Source organism: Serratia sp. BFP-2025, from assembly GCF_050880365.1.
GTDB classification, from domain to species: domain Bacteria; phylum Pseudomonadota; class Gammaproteobacteria; order Enterobacterales; family Enterobacteriaceae; genus Serratia; species Serratia surfactantfaciens.
The window spans coordinates 1,082,539-1,106,541 of record NZ_JBPAFV010000001.1; the positions used below are offsets into that span (position 1 = coordinate 1,082,539).

Annotated in this window: 18 protein-coding genes; 15 read left to right on the top strand and 3 right to left on the bottom strand. The window is 56.9% G+C overall.

The window, feature by feature from the left end; genetic code table 11:
- Window positions 1-35 precede the first annotated feature (35 nt).
- The gene (locus tag ACRAWE_RS05030; RefSeq protein WP_432525050.1) at window positions 36-1,646 is read left to right on the top strand and encodes a hypothetical protein; all 1,611 of its coding nucleotides are present in this window, start codon (window positions 36-38) and stop codon (window positions 1,644-1,646) included.
- On the opposite strand, the gene ACRAWE_RS05035 is transcribed toward ACRAWE_RS05030, so the two are convergent.
- A complete protein-coding gene (locus ACRAWE_RS05035) occupies window positions 1,643-2,311 on the bottom strand; it encodes a prepilin peptidase (RefSeq protein ID WP_154746371.1) in 669 nt (222 codons plus the stop codon). The two genes, ACRAWE_RS05030 and ACRAWE_RS05035, sit on opposite strands and share 4 nt — an antisense overlap.
- A 426-nt stretch (window positions 2,312-2,737) precedes the next feature.
- Between ACRAWE_RS05035 and ACRAWE_RS05040 the strand changes: the two genes are divergently transcribed.
- A complete protein-coding gene (locus tag ACRAWE_RS05040; RefSeq protein ID WP_019452901.1) occupies window positions 2,738-4,249 on the top strand; it encodes a YchO/YchP family invasin in 1,512 nt (503 codons plus the stop codon).
- Here ACRAWE_RS05040 and narL read toward each other — a convergent pair.
- Complete coding sequence (narL, locus tag ACRAWE_RS05045; RefSeq protein ID WP_019452900.1) at window positions 4,246-4,896, bottom strand: two-component system response regulator NarL; 651 nt, start codon at window positions 4,894-4,896, stop codon at window positions 4,246-4,248. The genes ACRAWE_RS05040 and narL overlap by 4 nt on opposite strands.
- Window positions 4,897-4,906: 10 nt before the next feature.
- Complete coding sequence (gene narX, locus ACRAWE_RS05050) at window positions 4,907-6,691, bottom strand: nitrate/nitrite two-component system sensor histidine kinase NarX (RefSeq protein ID WP_432525053.1); 1,785 nt, start codon at window positions 6,689-6,691, stop codon at window positions 4,907-4,909.
- 352 nt (window positions 6,692-7,043) lie between these two features.
- Between narX and ACRAWE_RS05055 the strand changes: the two genes are divergently transcribed.
- From ACRAWE_RS05055 to ACRAWE_RS05115, 13 genes are all read left to right on the top strand, one after another.
- On the top strand, window positions 7,044-8,438 hold the full coding sequence (locus ACRAWE_RS05055) for a NarK family nitrate/nitrite MFS transporter (RefSeq protein WP_019452898.1): 1,395 nt from the start codon (window positions 7,044-7,046) through the stop codon (window positions 8,436-8,438).
- A 773-nt stretch (window positions 8,439-9,211) separates the two neighbouring features.
- Window positions 9,212-10,114 (top strand): winged helix-turn-helix domain-containing protein, encoded by a 903-nt coding sequence (locus ACRAWE_RS05060; protein WP_019452897.1) that lies wholly within the window; start codon window positions 9,212-9,214, stop codon window positions 10,112-10,114.
- A gap of 179 nt (window positions 10,115-10,293) precedes the next feature.
- A complete protein-coding gene (locus ACRAWE_RS05065) occupies window positions 10,294-11,256 on the top strand; it encodes an NAD-dependent epimerase/dehydratase family protein (protein WP_063918522.1) in 963 nt (320 codons plus the stop codon).
- A gap of 173 nt (window positions 11,257-11,429) precedes the next feature.
- Complete coding sequence (gene wecA, locus ACRAWE_RS05070; RefSeq protein WP_019452895.1) at window positions 11,430-12,479, top strand: UDP-N-acetylglucosamine--undecaprenyl-phosphate N-acetylglucosaminephosphotransferase; 1,050 nt, start codon at window positions 11,430-11,432, stop codon at window positions 12,477-12,479.
- 45 nt (window positions 12,480-12,524) lie between these two features.
- Window positions 12,525-13,658 carry a polysaccharide export protein gene (locus tag ACRAWE_RS05075; protein WP_063918521.1) on the top strand — a complete coding sequence of 378 codons (1,134 nt, stop codon included), beginning with the start codon at window positions 12,525-12,527 and terminating at the stop codon, window positions 13,656-13,658.
- 27 nt (window positions 13,659-13,685) lie between these two features.
- Window positions 13,686-15,869, top strand: a complete 2,184-nt coding sequence (locus tag ACRAWE_RS05080; RefSeq protein WP_019452893.1) for a polysaccharide biosynthesis tyrosine autokinase — start codon at window positions 13,686-13,688, stop codon at window positions 15,867-15,869.
- Between the two features lie 4 nt (window positions 15,870-15,873).
- Entirely contained in the window at window positions 15,874-17,172 is a 1,299-nt protein-coding gene (locus tag ACRAWE_RS05085) for a flippase (RefSeq protein ID WP_063918520.1), read from the top strand.
- The gene (locus ACRAWE_RS05090; protein WP_019452891.1) at window positions 17,153-18,001 is read left to right on the top strand and encodes an ATP-grasp fold amidoligase family protein; all 849 of its coding nucleotides are present in this window, start codon (window positions 17,153-17,155) and stop codon (window positions 17,999-18,001) included. Before ACRAWE_RS05085 ends, ACRAWE_RS05090 begins: the two co-directional genes overlap by 20 nt.
- Window positions 18,002-18,007: 6 nt before the next feature.
- Window positions 18,008-19,162: a hypothetical protein gene (locus ACRAWE_RS05095; protein ID WP_432525058.1), complete on the top strand. Its 1,155-nt coding sequence runs from the start codon at window positions 18,008-18,010 to the stop codon at window positions 19,160-19,162.
- Between the two features lie 3 nt (window positions 19,163-19,165).
- Window positions 19,166-20,071, top strand: coding sequence for a glycosyltransferase family 2 protein (locus ACRAWE_RS05100; protein ID WP_019452889.1), 906 nt, complete (start codon window positions 19,166-19,168; stop codon window positions 20,069-20,071).
- A gap of 1 nt (window position 20,072) precedes the next feature.
- The gene (locus tag ACRAWE_RS05105; protein ID WP_432525060.1) at window positions 20,073-21,128 is read left to right on the top strand and encodes a glycosyltransferase family 4 protein; all 1,056 of its coding nucleotides are present in this window, start codon (window positions 20,073-20,075) and stop codon (window positions 21,126-21,128) included.
- 7 nt (window positions 21,129-21,135) lie between these two features.
- Window positions 21,136-21,879 carry a glycosyltransferase family 2 protein gene (locus tag ACRAWE_RS05110; protein WP_029988798.1) on the top strand — a complete coding sequence of 248 codons (744 nt, stop codon included), beginning with the start codon at window positions 21,136-21,138 and terminating at the stop codon, window positions 21,877-21,879.
- Window positions 21,880-21,890: 11 nt separating this feature from the next.
- On the top strand, window positions 21,891-23,750 hold the full coding sequence (locus ACRAWE_RS05115) for a carbohydrate binding domain-containing protein (RefSeq protein ID WP_074054879.1): 1,860 nt from the start codon (window positions 21,891-21,893) through the stop codon (window positions 23,748-23,750).
- Window positions 23,751-24,003: the final 253 nt, after the last annotated feature.

The following is a 24,003-nucleotide window of genomic DNA, read 5'->3' on the forward strand; positions in this document are numbered from 1 at the left end:
CGCAATGATGCGAACACATCACGTCAGGAGATATTATGGACAATAACGAAAACGTTCCAGTACAGCGCGCAGCAACCTTGCTCGCCACCGGTGAGGTTGTGACGCCGGAACAGTTTTATCAGGACAGCGACGGAAGCAACTGGGGGCCGGCTATCAACAAAGCGGCGGAGGCGGCGTTGCAAGCAGGCGGTACACTGTCTCTGGGGAAACGGGTATATACGGTCGCTGGACATGTACTCATTCAGACGACAACGGACATCTACGGCGGCATCGGTTTGCGGGTGGTCGGATTGGGGCGAGCGACCAAAATCGTCAAGACCGCGGACAGCAGTTACACCAATGAACAGGGTGAAACGAAGAAAGCGGTAATCGTAGTGAAAGGATTCGCCAATCTGACGCTGCACGGCTTGACGCTGCGGGATGATACCGGCGTAGACGACACCCACGGCGTATGGTTTAGCGATCGCAATATGACGAAGTTCGATATCCGTGATATCTACACCAACGTCGGCGGTTATTCGCTGTTTGTCTCGGGCGACATGTTCATTAACTGGCTGGTGAATGTGCAGATGGAGGCTAACGCCAGTCGCCCGGGCGATGGGGTGTTGTGGATGGACAAGTCCGGCACCACCAACTTTATCGATGGCCTTTATGCTGCGCGTGCCAAGGGTACTGCGTTCAGAATCTCAGGGTTTTACTCTACTGTCGGCTCGTTGGCTGCGGATGACTGCATCGGCGATATCTACTATTTCAAAGATTTTAACGGCACGATCAATTCATTGGGCTGCGAGAACCGCAACACGCAGCGCGCCGCCAATGTCAGCGTGCTGTCCACCAACTTTGCCCAAGGCACAATAGGCAATATCAATATCCAGGACGCGCAGAACGTGGAGAGCGGCGGCGTGTTGTGCCGATTCATCAACGAATCCCGTTGGGATATCGGCCAGTTGAGTCTTTACAGCGGTTCGACGACTTCCTTCCCGGTGGCGATCGCCGCCTGCAACAACAATACCGAGGTGACGTTCAGCAACGTATACAACGGCGGCGTAGCGGTAGCCGGCAAAAGCACCGTCGACGTCACGTCATTTTTGAGCGGAGTTGAGGTGATGAACAGTTTGGGGGAGCGGGGGATAGCGCCTTCCGCCACCAGCAATCATCTGCCACGCAATATCTCGAAACAGCAATCGTGGACTTTTTTAGGCACCCTGACTGCGCCGGATCGGCAACCCACAACGCACATTACTCTGCAACAGGGAGTAAGCACCAAAGTGCTGGCGTGCGATTTGTATATCACGTTCGATCTGTCTTCGCAGGCCGCCGCCTTTGTCGTCAATAAAGGCAGCTATAGCGCGAAAGGCGCTTTTATGCTGCGGCGCACCGGGCCGCTGAGCTGCGAAATATATTACCGCGTCGAGAAGGACTTTGGTTTTGGCAGCTATCAGGTGCAGACTACGCGAGGCAGCTATTGGCGACCGGATGGCGGATCGTTAAACGCACCGCCATCCGATGCGCTGGAAGTCCGCAGCGATGAGGTGCTCTCCACGACCAGGCTTGCGGCGATCCAGCCCCTGGCCAATCCGACAACGGCCAGCACGGCGGAAGTGGCCGGTGTACTCAATCGACTGATCGACGCGCTGAAGAACTAACCGAACAACGCCGGCACATTTTGGCCGGCGTTCATCATCAGCAACAGCCAGCCGGCGGCCGCCAGGGCGATGCCGAAAGGTTGCGGTGCGCGCCAGGCGCGGCGGTTGTGCAGGCCGTGCGCCAATGCCGCGCCGAGTCCGAATACTGTCGCCAGACAGACCAGCAGCGGCAATGCCGTCCAGCCGAGCCAGGCACCCAGTGCCGCCAGCAGCTTGAAATCGCCCTGGCCAATGCCGTTACGCCCCCGCACCAGCCGATAGAGCGCGTTGAGCAGCCACAGTGCCCCGTAACCGGCGGCGGCGCCGATAACCGCGTCGTCCAGCGGCGCCCAGCGAGCGTCCAGGTTGCACAGCAGCCCACCCCACAGCAGCGGCTGAGTCAGTCGGTCCGGCAACCAGCGATGACGCCAGTCCAGCCACGCCAGGGCGATCAGCAGCGCCGCCGCCGCCGGCAACCATAACCGCTGCGCCGCCGGCAGCTCGAAAGGCAGCGCCGCCACAGTCAAACCCAGGGCCGTCAACAGCAGGCTGCGGCGACGTAATGTCGACGGGGTGGCGCGTGCGGTTACCGTTCGCTCCAGTCGGGTGATGAGTGCGAAGGCGCCCAGGCCTGCCGCCAGCAGCGCGGTGAAAAACAGCGCGTGCCACAGTAGAGAAATTAACATCAGGACTCCGCCAACCGTAAAACAGGCGTTTAAAATAACGGCAAAATGCTGATTTCATCGGAGTGAAACGCGGCTGCCTGCGGGGAACGCGCGATAGCACGCATCGGCACTGTGCTGATTACATGGCAGTGCAACGCCATGCGCGGCGGCGCGCAGAGGCTGGCGTACTTTTTATCGGCAAAATCGGCGCTAAAATGGCGTGAATTCACCCGATGGCTGAAATGAAAGGGTAAACCGCGTAATGTGACGTCGTCACAAAAGAGGGATTAGGGGTTTATCCTATTGTTTCTTCTCGTCAAGCCGTTAGGCTTTAGGGTAGAGGCACACCCGCCTGGTCGGGGCGTGAGGTTTTTCAGAACTGTCGCGGGAAGGCGGCGGCGCAGCAGTGGGTTGGCGTGCTCCAGGAAGGAGGGAGCTAACGGTGTCATGAACGACGTCATTCAGGCAGTACTCAACAAGACCAAAAAACGATTCTGGCGCCGGCGTCAGACGGCGTGGCTGGCCGGGCCGCTGATGTGGCTGGCCGGAGCGGCGCCCGCGTGCGCCGAGTCCCCACCGGCGCCGGACAGCGTGATCCCTTCCGAACAGACCGCCGCGGATCCTGCCGCGAATTTGCCCGAGCTGGGCGGTGCGCCCGACGACGCGGCGCGCGAAAAGCAGTGGGCCGAGATGGCCAAGCAGCTCGGTGAACAAGAGTTGAACAATGTGTCTCGTCAGCAGATGCGCAGCCGCGCTGAGGATTATTTGCTGGGCCAGGCGACCGGCGCGCTGCAGCAACAGGCGCAGGAGCTGCTGTCTCCGCTGGGGACCGCCAGGCTGTCGCTGAAGATGACCGGTGAGGGCGACTTTACCGGCAGCAATGGTCAGCTATTCAGCCCGCTGTACGACGTCGACGGGCTATTGACCTACAGCCAGATCGGCTGGCTGCAGCAAAGCGCCGGGGCGCTGGGCAATTTTGCACTGGGGCAGCGCTGGATCGCCGGCGATTGGCTGCTGGGTTACAACACCGCGCTCGACAGCGATTTCGCCCGGCAGCGCAATCGCGGCAGCATCGGCGCGGAGGCCTGGGGAGACTATCTGCGTTTCTCCACCAACTATTACTACCCGCTGTCGGCGTTGTCGCAACAGCCCGGCGATGGGGTGTTCTTCAGCCGTCCGGCGCGAGGCTACGACATCACGACGCAAGGCTATCTGCCGTTTTATCGCCAGATCGGCGGTTCGCTCAGCTATGAGCAATATCTGGGCGATAATGTCGATCTGTTCGGCAGCGGGAAAAAGCAAAACGATCCGCGCGCCATGCAGCTGGGGCTCAATTACACCCCGGTGCCGCTGGTGACGATGAAGGCGTTGCATAAGATTGGCGCGGGCGGCCAAAGCCAGGATCAGGTTGAGCTGGCGCTGAGCTATCGGCTCGGGGTGCCATTGGTGAAGCAGATTTCGCCGGAGTATGTGGCGCAGGCCAAGTCGTTGCGCGGCAGCCGCTACGATCCCATCGAGCGTAAAAATGTGCCGGTGCTGGAATTCCGTCAGCGCAAGACGCTGCAGGTGTTCCTGGCTACGCCGCCGTGGAACCTGCAGGCGGGAGAGACTGTGCCGCTGGTGCTGGAAATCAAGGCGTTGCACGGGATTTCTCATGTCAGTTGGCAGGGGGATACGCAGGCGCTGAGCCTGACGCCGCCGCACAACGCCAACGATCCGCAGGGCTGGACGGCGATCGTGCCGCCGTGGGATGACGCGCCGGGTGCCGCCAACAGTTACCGGCTGTCGGTCACGCTGGAGGACGACAAGCAGCAACGCGTGACGTCCAACTGGATCGAGCTGAAAGTGGCGCCGCCGCTGACGGCGAGCGCCGGCGATGGCGAGGACCTGCCGGCGATCCAAACCCTGACGCCGCCGCCCATTCCGGCGCAAACCGGGCCGTTGTACGGGGAAGATTAACCGTTTTTACCCTGCAGCACCCACACGGCGGCCTCGACGCGGGATTTCAGCTTCATCTTTTTCAGCAGGTGTTTGACGTGCACCTTGACGGTGCTTTCCGTGATGGTCAGGCGGCGCGCGATCAGCTTGTTCGGCAGCCCCTGGGCGATCAGCTTGAGAATATCCCGTTCGCGCGGCGTCAGCTGCTGAATATCGCGCTCGGCGCTGGGGCGGTTTTCACGCAGGCTGGCGGCGAGGATCGGCGTCAGCGTTTCGCTGAGCACCATCTGCCCGGCCGCCGCCTGATGCAGCGCTTTCAGCAGTTCCTCCGGCTCCATGTCTTTCAACAGATAGCCGTCGGCGCCGCGCTTGAGCGCGCTGACGACATCGTCTTCATGGTTGGATACGCTGAACACCACGACGCGCCCTGACAGGTCGGTCTGGCGCAGGCGATCCAGCGTTTCCAGCCCGTTGATGCCGGGCATGTTCAGGTCGAGCAGGATCAGATCCGGATCGTGCTGTTGCGCCAGTTCCACGCCTTGCTCACCGCTGCCGGCTTCGGCGATAACCTGCAGGCGAGCGTCCATGCCGATCAGCTGTTTTACGCCGTTGCGCAGCATGGGATGGTCGTCGATCAGTAAAATTGTGGCGGCGGTTTCTGTCGTCATGGTGTCTCCGTTAGTCGATGGCGTGGTTATCCGGCGTGAAGCTGACTCGCACTTCGGTGCCGCCGCCGCTGCGCGGTAAAATGTCGCAGCGGCCATGCAGGCTCTTGGCGCGATCGCGCATGATGATCAGGCCGTAATGGTCGGGGCGGGACGTCTCGGCCGGCAGGCCGCGTCCGTTGTCGCAAACGCTCAGGGTCACTTCGCCCCGTTTATTGATGACCTGAATGCTCACCTGGCTGGCGGCGGCGTGCTTAAGGATGTTGCTGAGCGCCTCGCGGGCGATCTGCAGCAGATGAATGGCCTGATAGGCGGGCACCGTGCGCGGCCCGAGCTGGTAATCGAGGTTGATGGTCAGGCCCAGTTTGGGATTGAACTCCGCCACCGTCGATTGCAGCGCCGCCAGCAGGCCCGGTTCGGTCAGCTGCAGGCGGAAGGTGGTCAACAGCTCGCGCAGCTGGCGGTAGGCGCCGTTCAACTCTTCGCGCATCTGTTGCACCAGCGCCTGGCTGGCGGAAGAGAGCGTTTCGCCCTGCATCTGCAGGCAGGCGATCTGCATTTTCAGGCAAGAGAGCGATTGAGCGATGGAGTCGTGCAGTTCGCGAGCGATCGCCGCCCGTTCCTCCATCAGCATCAGCTGTTGCTGGTGGTCGACCTGGCGTTCGATGGCCAGCACGCTGGTCAGTTGCTCTACCAGAGTGTTGATCAGTTGGCGGTGCTCATCGTTCAGCGGCTGTTGCGGCGCATGCTGAGCCACGATCACGCCGTAGTCGCCGAGTTTGTCGCTCAGGCTCCAGCTCAGCGACGGGTTATCGGGATGCTGGCGATCGCTGTCGTTCAGGCAGGCGCTGCACACCGGGTTGTGGCAGTGCTCCGGCCGCAACGGCTGGTTGCCGCTCAGCTGCAGCAGCGGTTCCCGGCTGTCGTTTTCATACAGCCGCACCTGGATGGCGCGCAGCGGCGTCAGGGTTTGCAGTTGGTTGAGCAGCGGCGTCAGGCGGCTGCATAGCGGTTCGTTGGCGTGCAGCTGGCGGCTGGCGCGATAGAGGAAGCTCAGCACTTGATTTTTCTGCTGCAGGTCGGCGGTCTTTTCGGCTACGCGTTGCTCCAGCCCGCTGTAGGTGGCAGACAGCTCATCGGACATGGTATTCAACGCGCCGCCGAGCGAGGCCATTTCATCCTGGTGTCCGCGCTGGGGAAAGCGGCGGCTGAAATCGCCGCGGCCCACCGCTAACGCCATCTCTACCAGTTGCCGCCAGGGATGCAGCAACCGGCGGCGCAGGTAGCAGGTGGTGCCGAACAACAGCAACAGCGTCAGTGCGATGAAGCCGGCCTGCACCAGCGTCACCATCAGCAGGCGGCGCTCGGTTTGCCGATCGATGTCCGATACCAGCTTGTCCAGCAGCTGCACGAAGTGCGCCACCTGCGGTGCGGCATCGGCCGGGCGCTGCGCGCTGCGCAGGCGAGGCTGCAGAGTCTGCTGCCAGTAGTCGTGCAAGGCGACGAAAGGCTGTGTCAGCCCCTCTTGTTCCACCGAGCGCTGCAGGTCTGGGCTGTTTTCGTCGCGTTCAAGTTCCTGAATCAGAATTTCGTGCCGAGCGTCCAGCGGCACCTGCGCCAGCAGGCGATAGCTTTGCATACGCAGCGAACCGGCCTTGTTGATGGCATGCGCGTTGCCCTGAATGCTTTGCGACATCCAGGCGGAAATGCCCATGCCGGCCACGCCCAGAATGCCCGACAGTAACATCAGCAGGGCGACCTGATTCACGATCGAAAGCGGGGCCAACAGGCGTTTCATAAGTCCGGATTCCTGGCGTTTAGCGCCGCTGAAGCTCAGGGGCGAAGGCGGCGACGGGGATAAAAAAAGTAACGATTCAGCCATATTTTTGATTATCCCTGAGCATAACCCCATACCTCGAATGAAGTACCCATTAGTTTCCAGTGAAGTGGCGAGCCGGTAAAAACAAGGAAGTGATGTTGATCAACTTATTGATTTTAAGTTATTTAATTTTTTGTTTGCCCGTACCCCTAAGGGGATGAAGGCGCCGTTTACGCCGCCAACTACTTGCATTCGGGTTGATGTACATCAACTTTGCCGCCGGGGCCGCCCCCTAGGGTGTGCGGAATAATCCCCCGTGTCTGAGGTTTTTATGTCGCAACTTGCAACGCCTTCATCAAAGAAAACCGGCGCGCTGATTCAGGACTGGCGCCCTGAAGACAGTGCTTTTTGGCAGCAACGCGGCCAGCGCATCGCCACCCGCAATCTGTGGATTTCCATTCCCTGTCTGCTGCTGGCCTTCTGTGTCTGGATGCTGTTCAGCGCCGTCGCGGTCAACCTGAACAAGGTCGGCTTCAACTTCACCACCGACCAGCTGTTTCTGTTAACGGCGTTGCCGTCGGTCTCTGGCGCTATTTTGCGCGTGCCGTATTCGTTCGTGATCCCGCTGTTCGGCGGCCGTCGCTGGACCGCTATCAGCACTTGCTTCCTGCTGGTGCCTTGCCTGTGGCTGGGGTTCGCGGTACAGGACAGCAGCACACCGTACAGCGTGTTTGTCGTCATTTCCCTGCTGTGCGGTTTCGCCGGTGCCAACTTTGCTTCCAGCATGGCCAACATCAGCTTCTTCTTCCCGAAAGCACGCCAGGGCGGCGCGTTGGGGCTCAATGGCGGGTTGGGCAATCTGGGCGTCAGCGTGATGCAACTGGTTGCGCCGCTGGCGATCTCTTTCAGCCTGTTCGGCCTGTTTGGCGGCGCGGCGCAAAATCAGGCGGACGGAAGTCCGCTGTGGCTGGAAAATGCCGCCTGGATCTGGGTGCCGTTCCTGTTGATCGCCACGCTGGCAGCCTGGTTCGGCATGAACGATCTGGCGGCGGCCAAAGCGTCGCTGCGCCAGCAACTGCCGGTGCTCAAACGCGGGCATTTGTGGATGCTGAGCCTGCTGTACCTCGCGACCTTCGGTTCCTTCATCGGTTTCTCCGCCGGTTTCGCCATGCTGTCGAAAACACAGTTCCCGGATGTGGTGATCCTGCACTACGCGTTCTTCGGGCCGTTCCTCGGGGCGCTGGCGCGGCCGGTTGGCGGTGCGTTGTCTGACCGTTTCGGCGGGGTGCGGGTCACGTTGATCAACTTTGTGGTGATGGCCGTTTTTGCCGCGCTGTTGTTCCTGACCTTGCCGGACGCAGGGCAGGGCGGTTCATTCATCGCCTTCTACGGCATCTTCATGGTGCTGTTCCTCACTGCGGGGCTGGGCAGCGGTTCGACTTTCCAAATGATCGCCGTCATCTTCCGTAAAATCACGGTCGATCGCGTCAAAGCGGCCGGCGGCAGCGACGAGAGCGCGCAGCGTGAAGCGGTGACCGACTCCGCCGCCGCATTGGGCTTTATCTCGGCGATCGGTGCGGCCGGCGGCTTTTTCATTCCGCAGGCATTCGGCACCTCGTTGGCGCTGACCGGTTCGCCGGCGGGGGCGATGAAAGTGTTCCTGGTATTCTATATCTTGTGTGTGGTCATTACCTGGGCAGTGTATGGCCGTAAGAAAAAGGCCTGAGCACCAAACGATTGTCTCAATTCCTCCCCGACAGGGGAGGGATATTTCGCTCATACCGAATCATCTCTCCTCGCCTTCTCAGTGAAATTTTCTGCTTTTAGGTAAAATTCTCATCTCCGCTTGCCGTTTTTTTCTTTTTTTATAGCCATATCTCTCAATGTAGGAATGTCTTCTCACAAACGGATTATATTATTTGCACGGTTTTTTCTTTTTGTTGAGAGTATTCTTACATTAAAATATTAATGCCATCGCCGCAGGTTAAATGAAATTTCTGGGTGGGGAAGGCATAATTAGTGCGATTGTTATAAAATCATCAATAGGGATTTGTCTTAGATGCTAAACTTGCTGGAATGAATGAGTGTTGGAGTTAAATCAGATAACTCTCATTCTGTTTTTTTCGGCTTTTTGTAGTCTATCTGCCAACCAGATTAAGTGGGAAAATAGGATGAATTCACATCACGGAATGAAATTTCACAATTTTACTCGATTAACAATTAAACGACATTGTTAGTTTTTCTTTTTTAAATCAATGAGGTGCCAGGTTGGATTTTACGGCGGTCATGAGAGAAATCCATGTTGCCAACAGGGAAAAAGAGTCGTCTGGATAAACAGAACATCCTTAATCAGGCTTAATGTAAAAAATGAAATCAGAAAATTTTTATAAAAGCCAATATCCGATGAATGCAACCTGTTGAGTTTACATTTAATTTCTTGAACATTTTTTGATATTTCTATACAAAGTGTGCAGGACAGGCACGCTAAGGAAATTAAAAGTGAATCTTGATAAAAGAATAAAGATTAGGAATCTCGATGTTCTGACTCCTGCCGGGGAGAAATTTCGTCTGCGTTGGAAAGAGTATCAAATCCTTTCGCTGCTTGTCGCCAGATCCCCCGAACTGGTTACCCGAACGGAAATTATAGAAAATATCTGGAAAGGGACTTATTGTTCAGATTCAACGATAAATCAAACAATTAAATCCATTCGTCAGAAAATTAGCGACACCGAACATACGCTTATCAGAACCATTCCTCGCTTGGGTTACAAGGTGGAAAATCAGGCGGTTTTTCACTTTATATCTGAAGATGAAGACTACGTCGGTAATGATATATTAAACGGCGATGATGATATTAATGTTGATATTCAAGCGGAACTTTCTGAAAATGTAAATGGAGCGCCTGAAACAAACGATGAGAAAATAGTTAAGCAACGTAAATCGACACTGGTTTCTGCGCCTCTCGCGGCAGAGACGCCATCCCAGGAAACACCGGCGTCTGAAAAGAAGCCAACATCGGGGCGGCGTTTTTTCAGCATGCCCGCTAGCCGCGTAGTGAAATACCTGACGGTATTCGCTTCTTTACTGGTCATTTCACATTTTTCATATGTGTTGGGCAACCAAACCCGCCCGCCGGTGATCAATGATATTCAGAATAACACGCGCGTCGTGTTGACGTTGACGCTGAACAACCCTCATACCAATAGCCCGCAAACCCTGTTCTGCCTTTACCAGGGAGAGAGCATGGAGCAGGCGACCATTGAATGTGTCGATCCTAAGCAAGGCCAGATTAAGCTGCCGGTAAAATATGAGGCCTTTTCTATGCCTGGTAAAGGTCGGATTAATCTCATACTGCCCAATAAAACCTTGCAATATCAAGTTGCTTACGATGTTAAAAATTAGCACTGAATGAGGTTTTATCTTTAGCGATAATTTCACATTTAATGAAATCTTTTATTTCATTATTTGTTATTTGAAAGCCTGATTCGATTTGTCCAGTCTGAATCTCATTACCTAACGCGTATTAGCGTCCTGTCTCAATGTTGTGACGGGAATAATGAGAACCTGCTGAGTGACAAATTATGGATAAGCGTAAAGTAGCTATTATCGGGGGGGCCGGTTTTATCGGAACGCGCCTGGCGAAACGTCTCAGTGCACGCGATGATCTGACGCTGATCATCGTGGATAAACGGCCCAGCGAGCACTTTCCGGCGCTCTACCAGTACGGTGATGTGACTCAGCCCGAGACCTTGCAGCAACCGCTGACGGGCTGTGACGCCATCATTAATCTGGCTGCGGAGCATCAGGACAATGTCGACCCCATTTCGCTCTACTACCAGGTCAACGTCGAAGGTGCACGCCATGTCTGCATGACCGCTTCCGCGTTGAATATCCGCCAAATCATTTTCACCTCATCGGTCGCCGTTTATGGTTTCGTCAAACAAGAGACTGGCGAAGAGGGGCGTTTCGAACCCTTCAATCACTACGGCAAATCCAAGCTCGAAGCGGAATACGTTTATGAAGCGTGGCGCAAAGCCGATAGTGAAAACAAGCTGACCATCATTCGCCCGACGGTGGTATTCGGCGAAGGGAATCGCGGCAACGTGTATAACCTGTTCCGTCAGATCGCCAGCGGCCGATTCGTGATGATCGGCAGCGGCAATAATATGAAGTCGATGGCGTATGTTGAAAATATTGCCGCACGATTGGAACACGCGCTGGATCAGCAATCCAGCTATCAGGTCAGCAACTACGTTGATAAACCAGACTTCACGATGAATCAACTGGTTGAGGTTATTTCCTCTTCTCTTGGTCGTGAAAATAAGACGATTCGCATTCCCTATGCAGTGGGAATCTGCGGGGCGACCGCATTAGATGTTGTGAGTAAAATAAGTCGAAAAAAATTCCCAATCAGCCGCGTCAGAGTGCAGAAATTCTGCGCCAGAACGCAATTTAAAACCAATGTGAAGAATGATTTCGTAGCGCCGGTGGAACTTGATTCGGCCATCGAAAGAACCATTAAACATGAGTTTTCTGACCGATAACTTAACCGCACGCTGGCGTTATTTATGTATTTCCGCCGACAAGCGGATAAATCTGCATTTTCAGGATTAACTCATGCTGACTTATATCCTGGCAGGATCAATTTTGTTTTTGCTAATAGCGCATTGGGAGCTGTAACTCAAGGGCGGTAGCGTGCTTAATCGCTGGAGGAACGATGTTATATCAACTGAGCGTGATATTTGTGCTGGCGGTCGCCTGGGTGCTTATTGCCCGTCGGGCCGCTTTGGCGGTGGGGTTAGTGGATAAGCCCAATGCGCGCAAGCAACATCTGGGGCATATTCCGCTGGTCGGCGGCATCGCCGTATACCTGACGTTGACGCTGATGACGCTGTGGCAACCCGCCTGGCTGCCCGACAGCACGATCTACCTGCTGTGCGTCACGGCGCTGGTGGTGTTGGGCGTGCTGGATGACCGCTTTGATCTGCCCGTGGCGCCGCGCGTCATGGTGCAGGGAGGGATCGCGCTGGCGATGATGCTGGCGGCAGGGATGCAACTCTCCTCTCTGGGCTATGTCTGGGGGCATCAGGAAGTGATGCTCGGCTATGGCGCGCTGCTGCTCACGCCGCTGGCGGTCTGGGGGGCGATCAACGCCTACAACATGGTGGATGGCATCGACGGGCAACTGGGCGCCTTGTCCTGCGTCACTTTCGTCGCGTTGGCCGTTGTGTTTGGACTGGGCGGGCGGGAAGACCTGGCGCTGTGGTGCCTGGGTCTGCTCGTCGCGCTGGCAGCTTATCTGCTGTTCAACCTGAGCCTGTTCGGCGCGCGTAACAAAATCTTTATGGGCGATGCCGGCAGCATGGTGATTGGCTTTAGCGTGCTGTGGCTGGTGCTGTTGGCGACGCAGGGGCCACAGGCGGTGATGCGCCCGGTCACCGCGCTGTGGCTGATCGCCATTCCTCTGATGGACATGGTGACCGTGATGGTGCGCCGCCTGTTGCGTCGCCAAAGCCCATTCAAAGCGGGCCGTGACCATCTGCACCATATTCTGATGCGCCGCGGGCTCAATGCGCGCCAGGCGCTGGCCATGAGCACCATGCTGGCGGTGACGCTGGCCTGCATCGGCATTTGCAGCGAAGTGTTGAAGCTCCAGGAGAGCCTGATGCTGGTGGCGTTCCTGTTCTGTTTTTGCGGCTATTTCGCCATGCTGCGCGAACCGCGGCAGGCAACGGTGCTTAGCGACAACCCGACCGTTGGTCGCTAATCCTCTCACGGGCTGCGACAGCAGCCCGTCTATCACGGTAACCCCATGAATTTTCATTTGCCTCTTTTGATGCCGTTGGTCTGTACCTCCGCGCTGTTGAGCGGTTGTACGGTGGTCCCCGGCTCGCATTTACCGACCAGTGGAAAAGCCATCGTCGTGCAGCAAGACGACGATTTCGATTTGAACAACCAGGTACAGGTCTATCGCATGTCGCCGATGCTGCTGCAGAAAATGCGGCGCATAGAACCGGTCGCCCGGCCGAACCCGGCGCTGGATCGGCGGTTGCAGAGTTATCAATACCGCATCGGCGTCGGCGACGTGTTGAACGTCACCGTCTGGGATCATCCCGAGTTGACCACACCGGCCGGGCAGTACCGCAGCGCCAGCGACACCGGCAACTGGGTGCATGCGGATGGCACGATCTTTTATCCCTATATCGGGCGCGTGGCGGTGGTGGGCAAGACCGTCACCGAAGTGCGCAGTCTGATCGCCGGCCGTCTGGCACAGTATGTGGAAAGCCCGCAGGTGGATGTCAGTATCGCCGCGTTCCGCTCGCAGAAGGCTTATGTCACCGGCGAAGTGAAAACCTCCGGCCAGCAGGCAATCACCAACGTGCCGCTGACCATTCTGGATGCGATCAACGCCGCCGGCGGCCTGACGGACAACGCCGACTGGCGCAACGTCGTGCTGACCCATCAGGGCAAGGAGCGGGCCATCTCGCTGCAGGCGCTGATGCAGCGCGGCGACATCAGCCAAAACGCGCTGCTGCAACCGGGCGATATCCTTTACGTCCCGCGCAATGACGAGTTGAAAGTGTTCGTGATGGGCGAGGTGGGCAAACAAACGACGCTGAAGATGGACCGCAGCGGCATGACCCTGACCGAAGCCCTCGGTTCTTCCGAAGGGATCAGCCAGACGGTGGCGGATGCGACCGGGGTATTTGTGATCCGACCGAGCGGCGGCAAACAGCCGCAGCGGTTGGCGACGCTGTACCAGTTCGATCTTTCAGACGCCAGCGCGCTGGCGATGGGCGCTGAATTTCAGCTGCAACCTTACGACGTCGTGTACGTCACTGCGGCGCCGGTCGCGCGCTGGAACCGTTTGATCAGCCAGCTGGTGCCGACCATCAGCAGCTTTAACGATCTCAGCGAGGCTACCTTGCGCGTGCGCAACTGGTGAGTCCGCAGGATGAACAAGGAACAGAAAATGAAAAACAATGCGCTGTCCGTTATGGTGGCCGAACAAGATGAAAAGCTGGAGTGGGAGCGCCTAATCGGGCCGCTGTGGGATAACCGTTGGCGGATCGCCGCCGTGACCGGTTTGGCCGGTGTGCTGGGCGTGGTCTACGCCCTGTTGGCCACCCCGGTGTACCAGGCCACGGCGGTGGTGCAGGTGGAGAAGCAGCTGTCCGGCGATTCGCTGCTGCGCGAAACGCTGGACAGCTCGATGATGGGGCAAAGTTCGGCGACGGAGGATGAGGTGACGCTGGTCAAGTCGCGCTACGTGCTTGGCAAAACGGTGGACGCCCTCGGCCTGACGGTGCGCGTCAGCCCGGACTATTTCCCGGTATTCGGCAAAGGCTTTGCCCGGCTGAGCGGCGAAAAACCGCCGGTCCTGGAGATTGCCACGCTGACGACGCCGGAGGACATGCTGGACGAAGCGCTGACGCTGACGGTGCGCGACGGGCAGCATTATGAATTGAGCCATGACGGCGACAAACTGTTCAGCGGCGTGGTCGGGCAGGCGGTCGCACAGGGCGGATGGAACATGACCGTTTCGGCGCTCGATGCAGCGCCGGGCGCCAGTTTCACCGTGGTGAAAGTCGCGCGTCAAAAAGCGGTGGATGAGCTGCGCAAATACCTGGACGTGGTGCCGGGTGGCAAGGACAGCGGCATCATGACCTTTACGCTGCCGAGCGAAGATCCGCAGAGCGCCGAGGCGATGTTGAAGAACATCACCGACAACTATCTGCAGCAGAACGTGGATCGCAAAACGGAAGAAACGCAGCGGATGCTGGCGTTCCTGCAACAGCAGCTGCCGCAAACGCAAACTTCGTTGAACAACGCCGAAACCCAGCTCAATCAATTCCGCCAGCAAAACGACTCGGTGGATCTGTCGCTGGAAGCCAAATCGGTGCTGGATACTCAGGTGCAGCTCGAGGCCCAACTCAACGAGCTGACCTTCAAGGAAGCGGAGATCTCCAAACTCTATACCCGTGTGCACCCGGCTTACCGGGCGCTGTTGGAAAAGCGTGCCACGCTGGAGGCGGAAAAGGCGCGGCTGGGTAAGCAGGTGCAGACGCTGCCGAAAATGCAACAAGAGATCCTGCGCCTTACCCGCGACGTGCAGGTGGATCAGCAGGTTTACATGCAGTTGATGAACAAGCAGCAGGAGCTGAGCATCAGCAAGGCCGGCACGGTCGGCAACGTCCGCATTATCGACGAAGCGGAAACCGCTATCCGGCCGATTAAGCCGCAAAAGGTGTTGATCGTGCTGTTGGCGCTGTTGCTGGGCGCGGCGGGCACCGTCTCGGTCGTGCTGTTGCGCGCGGCCTTCCATCGCGGCATCAATGATATCGATACCCTTGAGAGGCGGGGCATCAACGTCTACGCCACCGTGCCGCTGTCGCCGTGGCAGGTGAAGCGCAACCGCGAGCAGCGCCAACTGTTGCCTAAATCCGGCGGCCGACGTTTGCCAATCCTGGCGGTGGCCGAGCCGACGGATCTATCGGTGGAAGCGATCCGCAGCCTGCGCACCAGCCTGCATTTCGCCATGATGGAGGCCAAGAACAACATTCTGATGGTCTCCGGTGCCAGCCCGGAAAGCGGTAAGAGCTTTACCAGCACCAACCTGGCGGTGGTGGTGGCGCAGGCCGGGCAGCGGGTGCTGTTGATCGACGCCGATATGCGCAAAGGCTTCCTGCACCGCTGGCTGGCGGATGATGGGCATCAGGGCCTGTCTGACCTGCTGGTGGGCAACGTGATGGCGGAACAGGCGGTGCGGAAAACCGCCATCGCCAATCTGGACTTCGTGCCGCGCGGCCAGGTACCGCCGAACCCGTCCGAACTGCTGATGCACCGCCGTTTCGCCGATTTTCTGCGCTGGGCCGGGCAAAACTACGATCTGGTGTTGATCGATACGCCGCCGATTCTGGCGGTGACGGATGCGGCGATCGTCGGCAACCACGCCGGCACCTCGCTGCTGGTGGTGCGTTTTGAGGTGAATACCGTCAAGCAGATCGAAACCAGCATGCGTCGTTTCGAACAGAATGGGGTGGGGATCAAGGGCGTGATCCTCAACGGCATGGTGAAGAAGGCGGCAACCGACATGAGCTACTACAACTTCGCCTACCCAAGCCATCGGGAAGATCGCCCGCAGGCAGGGGAATAAGCGGGTGAAGGCCATTATCACCAATGCCCTGTGGCTGATGCTCGAACGCGTTTCGCTCAGCCTGTCCGGCATCTTCGTCTCCATTTACGTTGCGCGCTATCTGGGGCCCGCACAGTTTGGCGCTCTCAACTATCTGTTGGCGACGATTGCCATCGTGGTGCCACTGGTGCAGTTGGGCGCCGACAGCATCATTTTCAACCGCGTCGCCCGCCGACAGCCGAGCGGCATTCGCCTGATGCTGGCGTCAATACGCCTGCGCCGTTGGCTGTTCCTGGTGGTAGCGCTGCCGATACTGACATGGAGCTATTTCAGCCAATCGCCCGCCAGCCAACTGATGACGCTGTTGCTGCTTGTCAGTGCCTATTTCTCGATTCAGGACGTGTACAAGATTTATTACGATGCCCGCCTGCAGTCGAAACGCAATACGCTGATCAACAACCTGGCGCTGCTGCTGTCGATCGGGCTGCGGCTGGCGCTGGTGAGCGCCGCGCTGCCGCTGGTGTGGTTCGCGGTACCCTACATCCTCAGCAGCGCCGTACCTTACCTGGCGCGCCTCTGGTTATTCCGTGGGGAAGCGGCGGCCTCGCCGCAGGTTACGCCGCGCCAGGCCGGGCGCTATGGCCGTTATTTGCTAAAGGTGGGCCTGCCGTTGGCCATCTCCAGCCTGTCGATAGTGATCTATACCCGCATCGATCAAATCATGCTGGGCAATCTGGTCGGCGAGCAGGCGGTAGGCTGGTTCAGTGCCGCCACCACCCTCAGCCAAGGCTGGGTTTTCGTGCCGATGGCGCTGATCACCTCGTTGATGCCGGGCATTGCCAGCTGTCGCGATCCGTTGGAGCAAGAATACCGTATACGGGTGCTGTATTTGGTGGTCTTGGGCCTATCGTTGCCGGTGTTGTTGGGCCTGTGGTGGTTCGCCCACCCGGCCATTGCGCTGCTGTACGGTGCCGCTTTCCAACCGGCCGCCAGCATCCTGGCTATTTGTACGCTGACCTCGTTGTTCTCGGTAATGGGGACAGTTTCTTACCGCAGCATCGTGCTGTTCGCCGGTTATCGCTTTATCGCCATCAAGATGCCGTTGGTGGCAGTGGCGAACGTGGTGATGAATCTGCTGCTGATCCCGCGCTACGGCCTGATCGGCGCGGCGGTGTCTACGCTGCTGGCGGAATTCATTTCGTTCTTCGTGCTGAACAGTTTATTCCGTGGCGGAAAAATTACCCGACTGCAGCTGACCTGTTTTTACTGCTTGCCGCGTCTTGTCAGCAAATTAAGGAGAGAACATGTTAAACATCCTGGTTAAAAACATTTCCAAGCGCCTGCCCGATGCCTGGCACCATCAGGTTAAATACGCGCTCTATTTCAAGAAGCTGCCGCACCTGTCAAAACCGACCGGCTTCAGCGAAAAGATCATGCGACGCAAAATTTACCCGCGCAGCATCTACACCACCTTGTCGGACAAGTTCAAGGTACGTGAATTTATCGCCGGTCTGTGGGGCGAGGAGTATCTGGTAGAGCTGTATGCGCATGGCACCGAACTCAGCTACGACATGTTCAGGCAATTGCCCAACGCCTTTGTACTGAAAGCCAACCACGGCAGCGGTTATAACCGGTTGGTGTTCGACAAACAGCAGGTTAGCTACGCGGAGTTGTACGATCTCAGCAACGCGTGGATGCGCAGCAACTTCTACGAGCAGAGTCGCGAAAAGCATTATCTGGATATCGAACCCTGCATCATGGTGGAGCGCCTGTTGCTGGATGGCGAGCAGGTGCCGAACGATATCAAGTTTCATTGTTTCAACGACAATCATGAAATTCGCATGTTCATCCAGGTGGATTATCAGCGTTTTGGCACTCATCGGCGCGATATTTTTGATATCGACTGGAACCGCACCGAAATCCGTATCAGCTTGCCGAATGCCGACGAACCGATGCCGCGCCCTACGCGGTTGGACGAAATGACGCGTTTGGCTCGCCAGGCAGCGCAGCAGTTCTCTTATGTCCGTGTGGATTTCTACCAGATCGGCGAGAAGGTGTATTTCGGTGAGTTGACGTTTACGCCTGGCGCGGGGCTAAGCAAGCTCATGCCGAAAAACATTGAGCAGGAATGGGGCAGTTATTTTACTGAGTAAACACTTATGCAAAGAGTCGCCTCCAATTTTCAAATGCATACCAATGCCGGTTATAATCAGTCGCGGGATTTAGTCAATCAATCCATCGTATTGACCTTTCTGCTGATGTTTTTCGTGAAAACTTTCCTGACCTCGGGATCGTTCAATAGCGAGCTGATTAATAAAACCGTGATGGGGCTTAATGGCCTGATGTTGCTCTATGTCGGTTATGCATTTTTTATCGCTACGCTGGCGGAAAAAGCGGTTGCGGGTTTTTTGGCTCTGTTGTTTCTGGTTAATATTGCCACCGGGCATGGCGATTATCTTTTTGGCGCGGTATTCAGTACGGCGGTGATAATTTTATTTCGCCGCATAGACATGGGACGTGGCGCTGAAATGTTTGCCATTGCCTTTGTGGTGGCAGGGTTGCTGATGGTCATTCCCTATACCTTTTACACCAATGGATTTGTTTATCTTGATGAGCGTTACGGCAACAGATTAACGCTGGGTTTCGATAACCCGAATACCCTGGCGTATTATTCTTTTGCCTTGTTCGCCACCCTGCTGTGCCTGATCGACCATGCGAAATTAACGCGTGGAATGAAAAATATCGCGTCGTTGGCGGCGTCGACGTTAATTCTCCCGGTGCTGATGTATTCCTATTCGCGCACCTGTTTTATGCTGGCGTTGTTGATGTTATTGCTGTTTTGGCTGGCGCCGCTGCTGCGTGTCGCCCCCAATAGAAAAGTCTGCATCGTGCTGACGTTGATCATTATCGGCTTTCAATTCGCCAGCGTTATGCTCTGGGGTAGCAATCCGGCATTGGACGTCCTCTTGAACCAGGCGTTGACCGGGCGAGTCTGGTTCTCCTGGCAGATGTTTCAGGCGGTGGGACTACCCAATCCTCTGTTCGGTATGAATATAGAACCTTATAAACCCGTCGATTTCTTCTTCATTGCCATGTTTTATTCGGCCGGTGGCATCGCCTCTGTTGTCATGCTTTTCTGTTATTTTCACCTGTTGGGTAACATGCGCAGGCTGAGTCGATTCATGCGCTGGGTAGTGGTGGTTTTCCTGTTAACTACGTTGACGGAAACCTATTTTTTGGTCCCGGTATTTAACGTGTCGTTATTGTTGCTTTGCCGTGGAAAAGAAATGATAAATTCTAAATTAGAGGGCTAAGAAATGGATTTCTCGATCGTGATCCCTATTTATAATAGTGCACGTTATCTGCCTAAAACTCTGAAGCGGGTTTTCAACGCTTGCCAGGGGTTCGACTATCAGGTGATTTTGGTTGATGATTGCTCTGACGAGGATGATATCAAATATATTCGCCAGATAGCAGCGACCAATAGCAACGTGATGTTGCATGAGAAAAAAAAGAAGAGCAATGCGGCGGTATCGCGTAACTTAGGTATCAGGTTGGCGCAATCGGAGATCGTGTTTTTTCTCGACTCTGATGATTACTTCACGACCAACTATATTATTCGCCGCATGAATAAACATGAAGATCGCCAGATTGATATTATCTTCGGTAACTATGCGGAGGTGAGCGGCGATTCGGTACGTGACTTCAACTTCAACTACAAATCCGGTTCTTCCGGCGAAGATTTCCTTTTTCTGGAAATGGGTGATATCCGTTCATCCACCATCAGCATACGTAAAAAAAGCGATCGCCGCTTTTTATTTCCCGAATTCCTCAATAAGCATCAGGATTGGGGCTTTTTAGTCAATGCCACCAATTTGGGCGCGCATGTGGCACACGACGCCGGCGGAGGGGTGTTTCTCGACGTAGGACGCTACGGGCGCATGACGGCGAAGCTAAATTTGGAGGCCAGCGATCGCTTTATCAATACCTTTCTCAGCCCCAGCGATCGCCATATCAGCGGATTCGCCTGCAAGCACCTGCTGGCCTCGCTGTATTCGGAGAACGCCCAGGCGTTCAATTATTACTCGTCGCGCATCGTGCGGCACAGTCTGAGCGGCAAGTTCAAGATGATCAAATGGTATGGCGATTGTCTGGCGCGGTTGGGGTTGTTCTCGGTTGGCGGCCGGCTACTGCGCAATGTGCGCCAGGGATTCAGGAGATGATATGCAACCACGCAAGGTAATCATCGTTATCGAAAATATAGCGGGCAAGGGCGGTACTGAACGGGTCGCCAGCGGCTTGGCCAATGCGCTGGCACGTCTGCCGGGTTACGAGGTGGCGGTGTTTTCGCTGTTTGGCGAGCGGAGCTTCTTTCCGTTGGCGAGCGACGTCCGGCTGCGCTGCGGCGGCGGCGATTCGCTGTTCTGGCCATGGCGGCTGGCGATGGCCCTGCGGCGTGAACGCGCGGACGTGATCATTACCGTTTCCATGGGGAAACTATCGGTGGTGATGACGCCTTTTCTGCGTTTGTTCTGTGCCCGCAGCCGGCTGCTGTTGAGTGAACACGTCAGCTTTCACCAGTATCCACGCGTATTTAAGTGGTTGAAGTTGCTGGTTTACCGTCTGGGCGACCGCGTGATTTTCCTGACGCGGCAAGATAGCGACGCCATCGCTCGCTGGGTGGGGGCCGGGAAATGTCGGGTGATCGAGAACGTTTCACCGTTCGGCACGCAGGCGCCGACGCCGGCGCTGCAGAACAAGGTGGCGCTGGCGGTGGGGCGATTGAGCAATCAGAAAGGCTTCGATCGTCTGATCGCGTTGTGGCGAGGAGTGGCGACGCAGGTGCCGGATTGGCGGCTGTTGATTATTGGCGACGGTCCAGAGCGCGACGCATTGCGGCGGCAGATTGAAGACGCCGGGTTGGAGCAGCAGGTGAGCCTACTGCCGGCCACCGCCGACGTGGCGGCCTATTATCGCCAAGCCAGTCTGTATCTGATGACTTCTCGCTATGAGGGGTTGCCGATGGTGCTGATCGAAGCCATGAGTTTCGGCCTGCCGCTGGTGGCCTACGACTGCAAGACCGGCCCGGCCGAGTTGATAGACGACGGCGTCAACGGCTATCTGGTGCCCGATGACGACGCCGCCGCCTTCAGCGAAGGGGTGATCAAATTGATGCTCGATCCGGGTTTGCGCGAGCACTTTTCTATTGCCGCGTTAGAGAAGTCTCGTCGTTTTACCCCCGAACGTATTTATCCCCAGTGGCAACAGCTCACCGAGTGAGGACAGTATGGAAAAGATATCCGTGATAATGCCGGCCTACAATGCTGCGAACTCTATTAAAGAGTCGATTTTAGGCGTGCTGAACCAGCGATTTACCGATTATCACCTGTATGTGATCGATGATGCGTCTACCGACGATACTGCCGAGGTTGTGCGGCCGTTTATCCACGATCGCCTCACCTATATACGTAATGAGCATAACCAGGGCGTGGCGGAAACGCGCAACATCGGCATTGAGGCGGCGAAGGGCGACTATATCGCCTTCTGTGACAGTGATGACGTATGGCTGCCCAACAAGCTGTCGCGCCAGGCGAGCATTTTGCAAACCCGCCGCTATGACGTGGTGTGTTCCCATTATTACACCTTTGAAGACGACCTGAAATTGGTCAAAAACACCCGTGGCGCGGATGAGCTTATTGGCTATCAGGACATGTTGAAAAGCAACTGGATCGGCAATCTCACCGGGATCTATAACCAGAAGCGCATCGGTAAGGTGTATCAGCAAAAAGTAGGCCATGAGGACTATTTGATGTGGCTGGCGGTGCTGCAGAAGGCGCGCAACGGCCTGGCTTACTGCATTCCTGAACCGCTGGCCTGCTACCGATTGTCTACCCATTCGCTGTCGGGCAACAAAATCCGCGCCGCAGACTGGCAATGGCGGATTTACCGTCAGCATTTGGGGCTGTCTTACCAGAAATCCTGTTATCTGTTCGCCACCTACCTGTTCAATGCCGTGGTGAAAAGGAAATGACCATGAAGGGGATGTATCAGAGGGTGGCTCTGGTCTGTTGTGCCTGGTGGAGTGCTTCTGCTCTGGCGCAGAGCTGCCAACCCAATCTGTTGGCCAACCCCGGCTTTGAACAGGGTCTCAGCGGCTGGCGTGCGCAAGGCGCGCAGGCCGACGGCGATACGCACAGCGGCCGTGGAAGTCTGCGTTATGACAATGCAGATGCCGCGCAGTACCGCACCTTCAGCCAGATGCTGCGGGTTGTGCCCGGGCAGACGATCGATTTCGGCGTCTGGCTCAAGACCCATGGCGTACGCGGGCAAAGCCGCGACGGTGGTGCCGGGGTTTATCTGCAGAGCTTCGATGCGCAAGGGCGCTTTCTGGAAGGCAGCTACCCGGCAGGGGTGACCGGTGACAGCGGCTGGCGGCAGGTGAGCGCCAGCTATACCGTGCCGCCGCAGGCGGCGCGAGTCACTTTTGGCGTCTATCTGCGCAAGGGGAGCACCGGTACCGCCTGGTTTGATGACGCCTATGCGTGTGCTCGAGCGCCTACGCCGGCGTTATATCAGCTCGGCGCGTCGACACAGGGGAAAGTCGACACGCTGCTGGTTACTCCGCAGCCGCAGCATTTGCAGGTCGACAGCGAATTGCTCAATGCCGCAGGGCAGGTTGTTCACAGTAGCCGCGACCGTTATCAGGTTGAAGGGCAGCGCCGTATCGAATATCAACTGCCGACTGGCCTGGCCCAGGGGGAATATCGCCTGCGTCAGCAGGTCACCGGGCAGCAATCCCAGCCGGTACAGGGTAGCGAGCTGTCTTTTCGCGTCGGGCAGCCTGCGGCCAAAGTGGCGATCGACAGCGAAGGCTTTACCCTGCGCGATGGTCAACGACTTTTCCCGTTGGGCATTTATGCCAACGTGGCTACCGATGAGCATTTGGCGCGCATCGCATCGGCGGGATTCAACACGGTGCTGAACTATGATTATGGGGAAAAGAAAGATCCTTACACCTTTTTCCGCAACGCACGCAACCGCGGGCTGCTGGTCATTTACTCCGTCAAAGATCAGTACAGCGGCAGCCGTTTCGCTCCGGCCGTTCGCGGTGGCGACTACGCGGCGATGACGGCCTGGTACGTGCAGCGTTTGCGCTCTCAGCCCAACCTGCTCGCCTGGTACATCAACGATGAACTGGGGCCGGAGTATCTCGATAAGATCGAGGAAAAAAACCTGCAAATAAAGCGGCTTGACGGCGATCATCCTACCTTCCAGGTGTTGAACAAAACCGGGGAGTTGGACGCCTACTTTAACAGCAGCGACATTTTGGCGACCGATCCTTACCCGGTGGGGAACGATAGCGATCTGACGCGCACCACGCGTTATACCGCCCTGACGGTACAGGCCGCCCGTCAGGCTCGCGGGGCCTGGGTGGTGATGCAAATCATGGATCACGCCGCTTATGACGCTCGCCGTAGGCCACATCCACCGTCAGAGGCGGAAATTCGCAATCAGGCCTGGCAGGCGCTGATCGGCGGCGCCAAGGGACTGTTGTTTTATTCTTATACCGATCTGTTTTACAAGCGCAAAACCGGCCGCTTCGACCAACGGGAGTTTGACGCTACCTGGCGTGGTGTGGCTGCCGTGTCGCAGCAAATCGCCGCCTTCACCCCTTATCTGCTGACAGGAAAATCGACGCCGCTGGCGGGAAGCGACCCTCAAATGCCGGCGCGGATGTTTATTCTGGGCGATCGCGCCTTGCTGCTGGTAGCCAACCCCTATTATCGAGAGGGAAGCACCCGATTGCGCCTTCCGGCGGGCTGGCGGCAGCAGGGAGGGGGGGCGGAGCTCATGCTGGCGTTGCCCGCCGTGGGCACCGCGACGCTGTGGCTTCAACGCTGAAAGCATCGAGTGAACGTCACGCGGGAGGTTTCTCCCGCGTCCTACCCCCAAATACCTCGTCTTGCCTACCGCCCGTTCGCCTTTACCCTAATGCTCCATTTTATTTATTGTAATTCAATCAATTAACCTCATTTTTCACCCCTATACTTTGGTGGTATTCCTCTCCCGACGCACGCGTCGCCGCCCGCTTTCTCTTGATCGCAATCAATTTGCCGCCGCTTGGCCGTCAGTAGGCTGGCGGCAGATTGAGCAT